At 73.8% G+C, this 13249-nt stretch carries 13 protein-coding genes; 7 read left to right on the top strand and 6 right to left on the bottom strand.

The features are described 5' to 3' along the window. Nucleotides 1-153: 153 nt before the first annotated feature. On the top strand, nucleotides 154-1683 hold the full coding sequence (locus tag AB0H75_RS36905) for an amino acid permease (protein ID WP_367804293.1): 1530 nt from the start codon (nucleotides 154-156) through the stop codon (nucleotides 1681-1683). 39 nt (nucleotides 1684-1722) lie between these two features. Here the strand turns inward: AB0H75_RS36905 and lipB are convergent, their stop codons facing one another. Next, nucleotides 1723-2358: a lipoyl(octanoyl) transferase LipB gene (lipB, locus tag AB0H75_RS36900; RefSeq protein ID WP_367804292.1), complete on the bottom strand. Its 636-nt coding sequence runs from the start codon at nucleotides 2356-2358 to the stop codon at nucleotides 1723-1725. A 57-nt stretch (nucleotides 2359-2415) separates the two neighbouring features. Between lipB and AB0H75_RS36895 the strand changes: the two genes are divergently transcribed. Beyond that, nucleotides 2416-3243, top strand: coding sequence for an alpha/beta fold hydrolase (locus AB0H75_RS36895; protein WP_367804291.1), 828 nt, complete (start codon nucleotides 2416-2418; stop codon nucleotides 3241-3243). Nucleotides 3244-3271: 28 nt separating this feature from the next. Here AB0H75_RS36895 and AB0H75_RS36890 read toward each other — a convergent pair whose 3' ends face one another. From AB0H75_RS36890 to AB0H75_RS36880, 3 genes are read right to left on the bottom strand one after another with little or no spacing between them, the layout of a single operon-like run. Beyond that, nucleotides 3272-3463 (bottom strand): PspC domain-containing protein, encoded by a 192-nt coding sequence (locus tag AB0H75_RS36890; protein WP_367804290.1) that lies wholly within the window; start codon nucleotides 3461-3463, stop codon nucleotides 3272-3274. A gap of 60 nt (nucleotides 3464-3523) precedes the next feature. After that, nucleotides 3524-4036 (bottom strand): HAD domain-containing protein, encoded by a 513-nt coding sequence (locus AB0H75_RS36885; protein ID WP_367804289.1) that lies wholly within the window; start codon nucleotides 4034-4036, stop codon nucleotides 3524-3526. Beyond that, nucleotides 4033-4962: an AraC family transcriptional regulator gene (locus AB0H75_RS36880; protein WP_367804288.1), complete on the bottom strand. Its 930-nt coding sequence runs from the start codon at nucleotides 4960-4962 to the stop codon at nucleotides 4033-4035. Before AB0H75_RS36880 ends, AB0H75_RS36885 begins: the two co-directional genes overlap by 4 nt. A 234-nt stretch (nucleotides 4963-5196) precedes the next feature. Here AB0H75_RS36880 and AB0H75_RS36875 point away from each other — a divergent pair, with 234 nt between their 5' ends. Further along, nucleotides 5197-6066, top strand: a complete 870-nt coding sequence (locus AB0H75_RS36875) for an undecaprenyl-diphosphate phosphatase (protein ID WP_367804287.1) — start codon at nucleotides 5197-5199, stop codon at nucleotides 6064-6066. On the opposite strand, the gene AB0H75_RS36870 is transcribed toward AB0H75_RS36875, so the two are convergent. Next, a complete protein-coding gene (locus tag AB0H75_RS36870) occupies nucleotides 6018-6710 on the bottom strand; it encodes a hypothetical protein (RefSeq protein ID WP_367804286.1) in 693 nt (230 codons plus the stop codon). The two genes, AB0H75_RS36875 and AB0H75_RS36870, sit on opposite strands and share 49 nt — an antisense overlap. Nucleotides 6711-6822: 112 nt before the next feature. Continuing rightward, the gene (locus AB0H75_RS36865; RefSeq protein ID WP_367804285.1) at nucleotides 6823-7989 is read right to left on the bottom strand and encodes an MFS transporter; all 1167 of its coding nucleotides are present in this window, start codon (nucleotides 7987-7989) and stop codon (nucleotides 6823-6825) included. A 94-nt stretch (nucleotides 7990-8083) separates the two neighbouring features. Between AB0H75_RS36865 and AB0H75_RS36860 the strand changes: the two genes are divergently transcribed. From AB0H75_RS36860 to AB0H75_RS36845, 4 genes are all read left to right on the top strand, one after another. Beyond that, complete coding sequence (locus tag AB0H75_RS36860; RefSeq protein ID WP_367804284.1) at nucleotides 8084-8395, top strand: ArsR/SmtB family transcription factor; 312 nt, start codon at nucleotides 8084-8086, stop codon at nucleotides 8393-8395. Next, nucleotides 8392-11004, top strand: coding sequence for an ATP-dependent helicase HrpB (gene hrpB, locus AB0H75_RS36855; protein WP_367804283.1), 2613 nt, complete (start codon nucleotides 8392-8394; stop codon nucleotides 11002-11004). Before AB0H75_RS36860 ends, hrpB begins: the two co-directional genes overlap by 4 nt. Then, a complete protein-coding gene (locus AB0H75_RS36850; protein WP_367804282.1) occupies nucleotides 11001-11702 on the top strand; it encodes a hypothetical protein in 702 nt (233 codons plus the stop codon). Before hrpB ends, AB0H75_RS36850 begins: the two co-directional genes overlap by 4 nt. An 87-nt stretch (nucleotides 11703-11789) precedes the next feature. Next, on the top strand, nucleotides 11790-13229 hold the full coding sequence (locus AB0H75_RS36845) for an amidase (protein WP_367804281.1): 1440 nt from the start codon (nucleotides 11790-11792) through the stop codon (nucleotides 13227-13229). The last annotated feature ends 20 nt before the right edge of the window (nucleotides 13230-13249 follow it).

The following is a 13249-nucleotide window of genomic DNA, read 5'->3' as shown; positions in this document are numbered from 1 at the left end:
ACATGACCGATCGCGGGGCCCGCGACACGCCGTGGGCCCCTGTCGCTCCGGCCTGACGAGGAGGAAACTGGCCTGTAACGCCTTGTCCCCCGGCGGGAAATGGTCTAGACGTAGACCAAATAGAGCGTCCTCCGCGCCCCCCAGGGAGACCTCATGACCGCTGACGAGGATTCCAGGCGGCTGGCCGAGCTCGGCTACCGGCAAGAGCTGGCCCGCACCTGGAGCGGATTCTCGAACTTCGCCATCTCCTTCTCCATCATCTCGATCCTCGCCGGCTGCTTCACGACCTTCGGCCAGGCCTGGAACAACGGCGGCCCCATCGCCATCTCGTGGGGCTGGCCGGTGATCTCGCTGTTCATCCTGATCATCGGCTTCTGCATGTCCGAGCTGGTCTCGGCGTACCCGACGGCCGGCGGCATCTACTGGTGGGCCGCCACGATGGGCAAGCCCATCCACGGCTGGTTCACCGGCTGGCTCAACCTCATCGGGCTCGTCGCCGTCACCGCCTCCGTCGACTACGGCTGCGCGACCTTCCTCAACATCACCCTCAACCGCCTGACCGGCGGCGCCTGGGAGGGCACCCTCCCGCAGGCGTTCCTCCTGTTCGTGATCGTCCTCGCCCTGCACGCCCTGATCAACATCTACAGCCACAAGCTGATCTCGCTGCTGCAGAACGTCAGCGTCTGGTGGCACGTCGCCGGCGCCGCCGTCGTCGTCGCCATCCTGGTCTTCGCCCCGGAGAACCACCAGTCGGCGTCGTTCGTCTTCTTCGGCACCAACAACACCTCCGGCTTCGGCGACGGCTCCGGCGGCCCGACCTTCTGGCTGTACGTGCTGCCGCTCGGCTTCCTGCTCACCCAGTACACGATCACCGGCTTCGACGCCTGCGCCCACGTCTCCGAGGAGACCCAGGGCGCCGCCAGGACCGCCGCCCGCGGCCTGTGGCAGTCGATCTTCTACTCGGCGATCGGCGGCTGGATCCTGCTGCTGTCGTTCCTGTTCGCCGCCACCCACGTGGACGCGATCAACGAGCAGAAGGGCTTCGTCGGCGCCATCTTCGAGACGGCCCTGTCCTCGCCGCTCGCCACGGCCGTCTTCGCCATCTCCACGATCGGCCAGTTCTTCTGCGGCATGAGCTGCGTGACCTCGATGTCCCGCATGACCTACGCCTTCTCCCGCGACGGCGCCGTGCCCGGCTGGCGGCTGTGGTCGAAGGTGGACCGCAACCGCACCCCCGTGAACGCCATCGTGGCCGGCTGCGTGGTGGCCGCCCTGATCACCCTGCCCGCCCTCTACGCCCCCGCCGGCCTGACCACCCCGGTCGCCTTCTACGCCGTCGTCTCCATCGCCGTCATCGGCCTCTACCTGGCCTTCCTCATCCCCATCTGGCTCCGGCTGCGGATGGGCGACGCCTTCCGGCCGGGGCCGTGGACGCTGGGCCGCAGGTACAAGGCGCTGTGCTGGATCGCCTGCGCCGAGATCGTCGTGGTGTCGATCTACTTCATCATGCCGTTCAGCCCCGAAGGCGTCCCGGGCGATCCGGGCTTCACCTGGACGTCGGTGAACTACGCGCCGATCGCGGTGGGCGTCGTCCTGATCCTCATCGCCCTGTGGTGGACGCTCTCGGCCCGCCACTGGTTCACCGGCCCCCGCCGCACCGTGGACGAGACCGAACCCGTCTGACGTGCCGGCACAAAGGAACGCGCGGCCGAGGCGGGCATCTCAGGAGGCTTCGAAGGCCGCGGCGACGGCCTCGCGGACCTCGCCCATCGAGGCGGTGCCCAGCTCGCGCTTGAGCGACGTCATGTCCACGTCGGGCATGCCGCAGGCGACCGCCCAGTTCCACGGGGCGAGGTCGCCGTCGACGTTGAGGGCGAAGCCGTGGCTGGTGACGCCGCGGCTCTGCCGCATGCCGATGGAGATGATCTTGCGGCCGGTCTCGACCGTCCAGACGCCGGTCAGCAGCTCCGAGCCCGGCGGGGTGTCGCGGCGCTCGGCCGGCAGCCCGAGCTTGCCCAGGGCCTCCACCAGGCGCAGCTCCACCTCGCGGACGTAGTCGACGATGCCCTCGCCCTCGGCGAGCTTGACGACGAGGTAGCCGACGAGCTGCCCCGGGCCGTGGTAGGTGAGCTGCCCGCCGCGGCCGGTCTCGACGACCGGGATGCCGCGCGAGGGGTCGGGCAGGTGGGCGGCCGGGGTGCGGCGGCCCACGGTGTAGACCGACGGGTGGCTGAGCAGCCAGAGCGTGTCGGGGCGCTCGTCCCGCTGGCGCTGCCCGACGAGGTCGGTCATGCGCTCCATCGCCGTGGCGTAGTCGACGAGATCGTCCTGGATGAGTGTCAGCGGCCTTGCCCTCATGCATTCGAGGATATGCCGCTCTGGCCGCGCGCCGGGACACCTGGAAGACTGCCCGGCATGCCGGCCTTCTCCGCTCCCGACGGGACCGTCCTCGCCTATCACGGGGAGGGCGGCGACCGGCCGCTGGTCTGCCTGCCGGGCGGCCCGCGGGCCTCGGCCTACCTGGGCGATCTCGGCGGGCTGCGCGGGGTGGTCCGGCTGGACCTGCGCGGCACCGGCGAGTCGGCGACGCCCGCCGATCCGGCCACGTACCGCTGCGACCGGCAGGTCGCGGACGTGGAGGCGCTGCGCGCCCACCTCGGCCTCGACCGCCTGGACCTGCTCGGGCACTGCGCGGGCGCCAACCTCGCGATCCTGTACGCGGCCCGCCACCCCGACCGGATCGCCCGCCTCGTCCTGGTCACCCCCAGCACCCGGGCGGCCGGCGTCGAGATCGGCGGCGAGACGCGCCGCGAGGTCGCCCGCTCGCGCGCCGCCGAGCCCTGGTTCGCCGAGGCGTACGCGGCGCTGGAGCGCGTCACGGCGGGCCGGGGCCTGCCGGGCGACGGCTCGCTGATCGTGCCCTTCACCTACGGGCGCTGGGACGAGGCCGCGCGGGCCCACCACGCCGCCGGGGAGCGGCAGGCCGGCCGGGAGGCGGCGGCCGGGTTCGGCGCCGAGGGCGCCTTCGACCCCGCCGCCACCCGCGAGGCCCTGGCAGGGCTCGACGCGCCGGTGCTCGTGCTGGCCGGGGAGGCGGACGTCGCCGCGCCGCCCCCCGCGATGGCCGAGCTGGCCGGCCTGTTCCCCCGTGTCACGTTCGTGGTGCAGCCGGGCGGCGGGCACTTCCCCTGGCTCGACGACCCCGCCTGGTTCGCGGCGGCGCTGGGCCCCCGGCCGCGTTGATCAGACGGTGCTGATCAGACGGTGCTGATCAGACGGTGCGGTATCCCTGCGGCTCCTGCGGGACCAGGATCCACATCGCGACGTAGACGACCCACAGCGGTCCGGGGATGAGGGAGAGGAGCAACCACAGGATCCGGACCAGAGTGGGGGGCAGCCCCAGCTTGTCGGCGATGCCGCCGCAGACGCCGGCGATGATCCGGTGCTCTCGTGAGCGATACATGATCTTCCTTCCGTTTCTCGATCTACTAACAAAACGGACGGGCAGACCGAAGGACTCCCGTCAGGGACCCTGAGAAAACCCTGTAAGGGTCAGCCACTCATGTGCCATTCCCAGATGACGGCTGGTCAGTCCGTGTGCGGGGTCGACGTGCACGAGCAGGAAATCGCCGAGACCCTGATGGACCCTGAGATACTCCTCGTCCTCGGCCCACACCTGATCGTCGAACCAGACGAACGGCCGCCGCCCCGCGTAGGCGGCCACCTTCGGGGTCTTGAACATCTCGCCGTGCTCGCCCACCGGCGCGGCCCCGGCGTTGACCGGGATGACCGGCAGCGAGGGCAGGCCGATGCGCGGCGCGATCCACTCGTTGGCGTGGTGCTCCCAGGTCGTCGCCCACACCAGCTCGGCGCCGGTGGACACGGCGAGGTCGAGGAGGAGGGGGCCGTGCCGGGGGTTGAGGTGCACGACGTACGTCTCGCGCCCGATCGTGCAGCGGTAGCGCCGGTAACCGGCCGTGGGCCGGCCCATCGGGTTGAGCACGCCGTCCACGTCGAGCAGCAGCAGGGGTTTCACTCGACGGCTCCGGCCGGCTGCCGCCGGTACTCCTGGGGGCTGACGCCGCGTACCCGCTTGAAGGCCGCGCTCAGCGCGAACGGACTGCCGTAGCCGACCTTCCTGGCCACCGACCCGATCGTGGCGTCGGGCTCGCGCAGCAGGTCGGCGGCGAGCGCCAGCCGCCAGTCGGTGAGGAAGGACATCGGCGGCTCGCCGACCAGCTCGGTGAAGCGGCGGGCCAGCGACGCCCGCGAGACGCCGACCTCGGCGGCCAGCGCGGCGACCGTCCACGGGTGGGCGGGGTTGTTGTGCAGCATGCGCAGGGCCCTGCCCACGACCGGGTCACCCATCGCGCGGTACCAGGCGGGCGCCTCGTGGGTGGCGAAGTAGCCGCGCAGCACGGCGATGAGCAGCAGGTCGAGCAGCCGGTCCAGGACCGCCTCCTGGCCCGGCTCGTCCTTGACGATCTCCGCGCCGAGCAGCGTGATGACCGGGCCGCCCGGCTGCACGACGAGCGGCGGCAGCGCCTCCAGCAGCCGCCTGCTGACCTCGCCCTCCATCGTGTACGTGCCGGTCAGCATCACGGTCCCGCCGTCGGCGGCGTTGCCCCACGTCCGCACCCCCAGGTCCATGGCCTGGTGGAGGGCGCTGCCGTCGAGCGTGGTGCAGCGCTGGCCGGGATGGATGACGATCTGCGGCGCCGTGCCCGGCCGGTCGGCCACCACGTACGGCTCCGGGCCCCGGTTGACCGCGACCTCGCCCGGCCCGAGGCGTACCGGCTCGGCGCCGCCGAGCAGCACCCACGCCTCGCCGCGCACCAGCGCGGTCACCGACAGCGGGGCCTCGTCCTGCACCCGGATGGACCACGGCGGGTCGAGGACGCAGCGCAGCAGGAAGGCGCCACGGGCCCGCGGGCCGTCCAGGAGCGCCGCGAGCTGATCCATGGGTGAGACGATCGCATATGCCTTCGCGCTTCTCAAGCAGGGAGAGTCTTACAGGTCTGGCGGCTTCCTGGGCCCATGACGATTCCGATTCTGGGCGGCACCGGCAAGACCGGCCGCCGGCGCACCGGAGCCGTTCCTGGACGCCGACGACTTCGCCGGCTTCGCCCGCACCAACGCTCACCGGTTCCGCTAGCCTCGCCTTCGTCACTTCGCACGTGCTGGAAGGATGTCCACGTGATCGGCTGGCTGGAAGCGGTGATCTTGGGGTTGGTCCAGGGGCTCACGGAGTTCCTGCCGATCTCCTCCAGCGCCCACATCCGGGTGGTCTCCGCCCTGCTCGACTGGCCGGACCCCGGAGCGGCGTTCACCGCGGTCATCCAGCTCGGCACGGAGACCGCCGTGCTCATCTACTTCCGCAACGAGATCTGGGAGATCATCTCCACCTGGACCAGATCCCTGTGGAACAAGGAGCTGCGCGGCCACTGGGCGGCCCGCATGGGCTGGTACGTCATCGTCGGCACGCTGCCCATCGGCGTGCTCGGCCTGCTGCTGAAGGACCAGATCGAGACGGTCTTCCGTGACCTGCGCCTGGTCAGCACGACGCTGATCGTCTTCGCGGTCATCCTGTGGTTCGCCGACCGCACCGCCCGCAACAAGCTGACGCTGGAGAAGCACCTCAGCTTCACGCACGCCGTCGTCTACGGCTTCGCCCAGTCGCTGGCGCTGATCCCCGGAGTGTCCCGCTCGGGCGGCACCGTCACCGCCGGCCTGCTGCTCGACTACCGCCGCGAGGACGCCGCGAAGTACTCGTTCCTGCTGGCCATCCCGGCCGTGCTGGCGTCGGGCGTCTTCGAGCTGAAGGACATCGGCGAAGGGCCGGCCCCCGCCTGGGGGCCGACCCTGCTGGCCACGGTCATCTCGTTCGTCGTCGGCTACGCGGCGGTGGCCTGGTTCCTGCGCTACATCAGCACCCACCGCTTCACCGGCTTCGTGGTCTACCGGATCCTCCTGGGGCTGTTCATCCTCTTCGCGGTCGCCATGGGCTGGCTCGACCCTCAGGCCGGCGCGCCCTCCACGGTGGGGGCGGGCACCGGCGCCGGGTAGTAGGCGGCCCAGGCGGCGTCGCCCATCCTGAGCACCTTGACGCCGGTGTACCCGAGGGCGATGGCCGGCAGGGCCCAGAAGACCACCATCACCGGCCCGTACGGCACCGGGAACGACACGAGGTAGCCGATGACCACCAGCAGCGGCACCCACCAGCCGACGAAGCCGGTCCGCCACACGGCGACGGTCAGCAGCGGCAGGCCGAGCAGCGCGAAGAAGATCCACGGCATCTGGAAACCGATGACCACGCCGGGCAGGTTCAGCATCTCGTCGAGGATCTTCTGGGCCTGCTCGGGCGGGTAGTGGCGGCCCAGCCACCACTCGACGGGGTCGCTCATCAGCAGCGCCGACGTGGAGATGTAGCCCACCACCGTGGCCGTGCCGGCGAGGTGGCCGAGCACGGTGGCCCTGCGCCTGGTGAGGTGCACCAGGCCGAAGGCCGCGACGGCCATGAGCAGCCAGCTCCAGTGGTAGAGCGCCGACTCGGTCTGCGCGAGCGCCGGGTTGTCGCCGAAGCTGACGGCCTCGCGGTCGTCGCCCCAGGTGCCCGGATCGACGACGACGGCGACGGCCTGGAGCAGCGGGGCCACGATCAGCAGGATGCCTGCCGCGACGCGGCGGAAAGTCACCTGGTTCTTGAACATGGCGCGAACGGTAGGCGCGGGGCCCGCGCACCGTCGTCCGCCTGCGGGACGATCGGCCCTCCCCTGGGCGGGTGAGAAGATCAGGCGGCGGGATGAGCGGCGGCGTCCCGGCCTACGTGACCGGGGCCTCCTGGGGGGCCGGGGCCGCCGGGGACGCCGCCGCCGCCCGCTCGCGGTAGGTGGCCAGCGTGACCAGCAGGGCCGTCAGGGCGAGTGCGGCGGACAGCGCGGTGACGCCGATCCGGCCGTACTGGTCGAGTGCCACGCCGCCGGCGAGCCCCGCCACGAAGAGCCCGAGGTACTGCGCGGACGACAGCAGGCCCAGCCCGATCGGTACGTTGTCCGGCACCGCGGCCACCGTCCTGAACTGCTGCGCCGGGGCCACCAGCCAGCCGAGCGCGCCCCACAGGAACGCCCAGACCAGCGCGACGGGCAGGGCGAGGTTGGCGACCGGGATGAGGGCCAGGAAGACGGTGGACGCGCCCAGTCCGATGAGGATCATCCTGCGGGGGCCGTAGACGTCGGTGAGCCGCCCGCCGAGCTGGTTGCCGGCGACGCCGCCGAGCCCCCACGCCCACAACACGGCCGTCAGCGGCAGGTCGAACAGCGACCCGATGTAGGTGTAGGCGGTGAACCCGGCCGCGAACATCAGCAGCTGCGTCGCCAGCACGGCTAGCACCCGCCCCTCCGCCAGCGGCGCGAAGCGCTCCTTCAGCCGCCCGGACGTGGCGATCCTGACCTCGGGCACCGAGGCGGCCACCCAGGCCAGCCCCACCACGCCGAGCCCGGTCACCATCCAGAGCGTGGCGCGCCAGCCGGCCGCCCCGCCCAGCCAGGTGCCGAGCGGCACGCCGAGCGCCGAGGACACACTCAGGCCGCCTATCACCAGCGCCAGCGCCCGCCCGCGCCGCTCGGGCGCGCTCAGCGCGCTGGCCACCCCCGACGCGGTCGGGGTGAACATGGCCGCGCCCGCGGCGGCGAGCACCCGCGTGGCCAGGACCAGCGGGTACGTCGGCGCGAGCGCGGTCAGCGCGTTGCCGGCCACGAAGACGCCCAGGGCGAGCAGCAGTAACCGCTTGCGGGACAGGCGCGCGGTGAGGGCCGCGAGCACGGGTGACAGCACCGCGTACGCCAGGGCGAAGACCGTCATGAGCTGTCCGGCGGCCGAGCGCGAGACGCCGAGATCGGCCGAGATGGGCGGGAGCAGCCCGGCGGTGACGAACATGCCGGTGCCGAGGGCGAAGTTGCCGACGGCCAGGGAGTAGAGCCGCGAGCTCATGCATCCTCCAGCGACGAAAAACAGTTGGACGTTCATCAAACTGACGTATGGTTGGATTATTGTCAAACAATTAGCCGGAGGTAGGGTTCCTCACATGCGCCTGATGCCGCATCCCGCCACCGAGGACATCGAGCTCACCGAGGTCCTGCGGGCGCTGGCCGATCCCGTCCGGCTGGAGATCGTCGTCCGGCTGGCCGTGAGCGGCGAGATGACGTGCGGCGTCGCCGGCGACGACCTCGGCGTGCACAAGTCCACGGCCTCGCACCACTACCGCACGCTGCGCGAGGCCGGCGTGGTGCACACCAAGCAGGTGGGCCGACTGAAGTACATGAGCCTGCGCCGCGACGACCTCGACAGCCGCTTCCCCGGCCTGCTCGACTCGGTGCTGAACGCGACCCTTCCATGACCGGACCCCTGGCCGACGGGCTGCCGATCCGGCACGTCCTGCCGGAGCTGCTGTCCGTGCTCGGCGGATCGGGGCCCAATGGATCGGGGCCCAGTGGATCGGGGCCCAGTGGATCAGGGCCCAGCGGATCGGAATCCGGCCGGCCGGGGACGGCGGTGCTGACCGCGCCGCCCGGCACCGGCAAGACGACCGTGGTCCCGCTCGCCCTGGCCGAGGCCGGGATGCGGGTGCTGGTCGCCGAGCCGCGCCGGCTGGCCGTACGCGCCGCGGCCCGGCGCATGGGCGCGAGCTACACGATCCGCGGCGAGCGCCACACCGGGGCCGACCCGAGGGTCGAGGTGGTCACCACCGGCGTGCTGCTTCAGCGCCTCCAGCGCGACCAGGAACTGCCCGGGGTGGATGCCGTCATCCTGGACGAATGCCACGAACGGCACCTCGACGCCGACACCGCGCTGGCGTTCCTGCTCGACGTCCGCGACACCCTCCGCCCCGACCTGCGGCTCCTGGCGACCTCGGCCACCGCCGACGCCGGCCGCTGGTCGCGCCTGATCGGCGGGCCGGTGGTGGCGGCGAGCGGCGTGACGTACCCGGTCGAGACCGTCTGGGCCCCGCCCGCGCGGCCGGTCGCCCCGCCGCACGGCCTGCGCGTCGATCCCGCCCTGCTCGCGCACGTCGCCGACGTCGTCCGCCGCGCCCTGGCCGAGCACGAGGGCGACGTGTTGTGCTTCCTGCCCGGCGTGGGCGAGATCGCCAGGGTCGCCGGGCTGCTGGCGGGCGTGGGGGTGGACGTCCTCCAGGTCCACGGCCAGGCGCCCGCGCACGTGCAGGACGCCGTCCTGGCGCCCGGCGCGGGGCGCCGCGTGGTGCTGGCCACGTCCGTCGCCGAGTCGAGCCTGACCGTGCCCGGGGTGCGGGTGGTCGTGGACTCGGGGCTGGCCAGGGAGCCGCGTACCGACCACGCCAGGGGGCTCGGCTCGCTCACCACGGTCCGGGTGTCGAAGGCGGCGGCCGGGCAGCGGGCCGGGCGGGCCGGGCGCGAGGCGCCCGGGACGGTCTACCGGTGCTGGGCGCGGGCCGAGCACGACCGGCTCGCCGAGCACCCGAGGCCGGAGATCGCGCTGGCCGACCTGACGGGGTTCGCGCTCCAGGCGGCCTGCTGGGGCGACCCGGACGCGAGCGGCCTGGCGCTGCTGGACCCGCCGCCGCCGGCCGCCATGTCGGCCGCCACCCGCACGCTGGGCGAGCTGGGCGCGCTCGGCCCCGGCGGCGAGGTGACCGGGCGGGGGCGGCGGATGGCGCTCGCGGGCGTGCATCCGCGCCTGGCCCGCGCGCTGCTCGACGGCGGGCCGCGCGCCGCCGAGGTGGTGGCCCTGCTCAGCGAGCAGCTGCCGAGGGAGGCCGGGGACGACCTGGTGGAGGTCTGGCGCGCCGCCCGCCGCGGCGGCACCGGCTTCGCCGCCCGTTGGCGCGAGGAGACCCGCCGCCTCCGCCGCACCACGCCCTCCCCCGTCTCCCGGACCTCCAGGCTCCGGACGGGCGACGGCGCAGCAGGGACAGGCGACGGCGCGGCAGGGACGCCCAACAGCGTGGCGGAGACGTCCAACAGCGTGGCGGAGACGCCCAACGGCGCAGCGGGGACGTCCGCCGGCGTGGCCGGGACGGATGACGCGGTCGCCGGGCTGGTCGTGGCGTTGGCGTTTCCCGAGCGGGTGGCGCGGCGGCGCGGCGGCGGTTACCTGATGGCCTCCGGCACCGAGGCCCAGCTCGCCCCCGGCTCCCGGCTCCAGAGCGCCGAGTGGCTGGCCGTGGCGGTGGCCGACCGCCCCACCGGCGCGGCGGCGGCCCGCGTCCGCCAGGCGGTGGCCATCGACGAGGAGACCGCCAGGCTGGCCCACCCGGTCACGATCGAGGACGAGATCGGGTGGCGGGTCCCGCCCGGCGAGCGGCGCGGCGACGTCTCCGCCCGCACCGTGGAACGCCTGGGCGCGATCGAGCTGTCGGCCGTCCCGCTCAAGGACGCCGACGTCCGCCCCGCCGTCCTGCACGGCCTGCGTACCGAGGACGTCCTGACCTGGACCAGGCAGGCGAGGGAACTGCGCGAGCGCCTGGCCTTCTGCCACCGCGCGATCGGCGACCCCTGGCCGCCCGTGGACGACCTCGTCGCCCTGGCCGACCGGTGGCTGGAGCCCGAGCTGTCGCGCGCCCGCCGCCGCGCCGACCTCGAACGCATCGACGTGGCCCAGGCCCTGCACCGCCTGGTCCCGTGGAGCGAGCGGCTGGAGCAGGCGGCCCCCGAGCGCATCGAGGTGCCGAGCGGGACGCGGGTCCGGGTGGACTACTCGGGCGAGCAGCCGGTGCTGGCGGTGAAGCTGCAGGAGCTGTTCGGGTTGCAGGAGACGCCGCGGATCGCGGGCGTGCCGGTGCTGGTGCACCTGCTGTCCCCGGCGGGCCGCCCGGTGGCGGTCACCGCCGACCTCGCGTCGTTCTGGCGCGACGGCTACAGTGCCGTACGCGCGGAGCTGCGCGGCCGCTACCCCAGGCACCCCTGGCCGGAGGACCCGCTCACCGCGCCGCCCACCCGCCGTACGAACCCCAGGAACCGTCCGTGACCGTGCCTGCGCCCCCACCCGTCACCCCGCCCCTGCCCGTGACCGCCCTGGCGGCCCGCGACAACGCCGAGTGGTGCGCGACCATGTGCCGCGCCCACGGCGGCGACGGCGGCACGTTCGCCGAGCGGGCCTGGACCAGCCCCGCCAGGACCCCGCCCTACTACCCCGACGCGGTGACGCTCTCCCCCGCCGCGAGCGCCGCCGACGTGCTGGACGGCATCGACGCCGGCTCCGGCGCCTCCGTCAAGGACAGCTTCGCCACGCTCGACCTGCCCGGCTTCGACGTGCTCTTCGAGGCGCGGTGGATCCACCACCCCGCCCCCGCGCCGCGGCCGGGCCGCCTCACGTGGGAGCCGGCCACGCCCGCCACGCTGGGCGCGTGGGAGCAGGCGTGCTTCGACGGCGGGATGGACGGGCTGTTCCCGGCCGCGCTGCTGGAGGAGGCGACGATCCTGTGCGGCGGGATCGGGGGCGAGCTGGTGGCCGGCTGCGTGCTCACCCCGCGCGAGCGGGTGGTCGGCGTCTCCAACGTCTTCGACGCGGGCTGCGGCCCGGACGAGGTGTGGGCGGGCGTCGTCTCGGCGGCGGCCACCCTGTTCCCCGGCCGCCCGCTGGTCGGCTACGAGCGGGACCCGTCCGACGCCCTGCGCCACGGCTTCCGCACCACCGGCCCGCTACGCGTCTGGCTGAGGAGCTGAAGAGCTGAGGGAGCTGGAGAGCTGGAGAGCTGAGAGGGCCGGCGGCGACCCCTCGCAACGAAGAGTCAAAACCTGCACACTCTAGACATGTTGTGGGCAGGCAGGTCCGCCATCGAGATCGCGACGGCCGTCCGGCAGGGCGAGGTCACCGCCGTCACCGTGGTCGAGGAGCACCTTCACGCCATCGCGCGGCACGATCCGCGGATCGGGGCGTTCCGGCTGGTGCGCGAGCAGGCCGTGGAGGAGGCGCAGGCCCTGCAGAAGCGGCGCGACCTGGCCGAGCTGCCGCTCGCCGGCGTGCCGGTGGCGGTCAAGGACAACCTGGAGGTGGCCGGCGAGCAGACTCGGCTCGGCTCGGCCGCGACCTCCGGCGCGCCCGCGGCCGAGGACCATCCGGCGGTCGCGCGGCTGCGCGCGGCGGGCGCGGTGGTGGTCGGGCTGACCAACCTGCCGGAGCTGGGGCTGGTGGGGGTCGGCGACAGCGCGTACGGCATCGTCCGCAACCCGTGGAACCCCGACCGCACCCCGGGCGGCTCCTCCTCGGGCGCGGCGGCGGCGGTGGCGGCCGGAATGGTGCCGATCGCGCTCGGCAACGACGGCATGGGCTCCTTGCGCATCCCCGGCGCGGCCTGCGGCGTGCTGGCCGTCAAGCCGGGCACGGGGCTGGTGCCCGCGCCGGCGCAGGACTGGAACGGCCTGACCGAGAACGGCCCGATCGCCACGACCGCCGCCGACCTGTCCCTGGCGCTGTCGGTGCTGGCCGCCGACCCGTCGCTGGCCGAGGCGTGGCGGACCGGCCGCCGGGTGGCGCCGCGCCTGCCGATGCTGCGCTCGGTGTGGGCCGACGACGCCGAGGTGTGGCAGCCGCAGCCGCCGCCCGACGGGCCGGAGCCGTTCGACCTGCGGGTGGCCTACGCGCCGCAGCCGCTGCCGGCCGGCCTGCCCGTGGACCGGGAGTTCCAGGCCGCGGTCCGCGCGGCGGCGGAGTCGCTGCGGGTGGCCGGGCACACGGTGGTCGAGCACGCCCGCAAGCTGCCCCTCTGGCTCGGCCCCGCCACGGTGGCCACCTGGCTGCGCCAGGCCGCGACCGCGATCGACGGCCTGGACCCCGCCCGCCTGGAGCGGCGTACCCGGGCGCTGGCGCGGGTCGGCCGCGCGCTGGCCGCGCTGCGGGCCGACGGGACGCGTGGCCGGGACCGCTGGCGGGCCTACGGGGCCGACCAGTGGTTCGGCGACGCGGACGCCCTGGTCATGCCGGTGCTCGGGACCGTGCCGCCGCGCGCGGAGCGGTGGGGCGAGCACGGCTTCCTGCGCAACGTCCTGCTGAACGTGCGCTTCGCCCCGGGAGCCGGGCCGTGGAACATGTGCGGCTGGCCCGCGCTCACCGTGCCGGTCGCCACGCACTCCAGCGGCCTGCCGATCGGCGTGCAGCTCGTCGCCCCGCCCGGCGGCGAGCCCCACCTGCTCGGCCTGGCCGCGCAGCTCCAGGCCACCCACCCGCCGGTCCGCCCGCCCGGCTACCACTGATCGCGCCGGGCGGGAGGACG

The sequence above is a fragment of the Nonomuraea sp. NPDC050783 genome, from assembly GCF_040802095.1.
Taxonomy (GTDB): domain Bacteria; phylum Actinomycetota; class Actinomycetes; order Streptosporangiales; family Streptosporangiaceae; genus Nonomuraea.
Note: the sequence above shows the minus strand (reverse complement) of the source record. Positions and strands in the feature narration are given on the sequence as shown.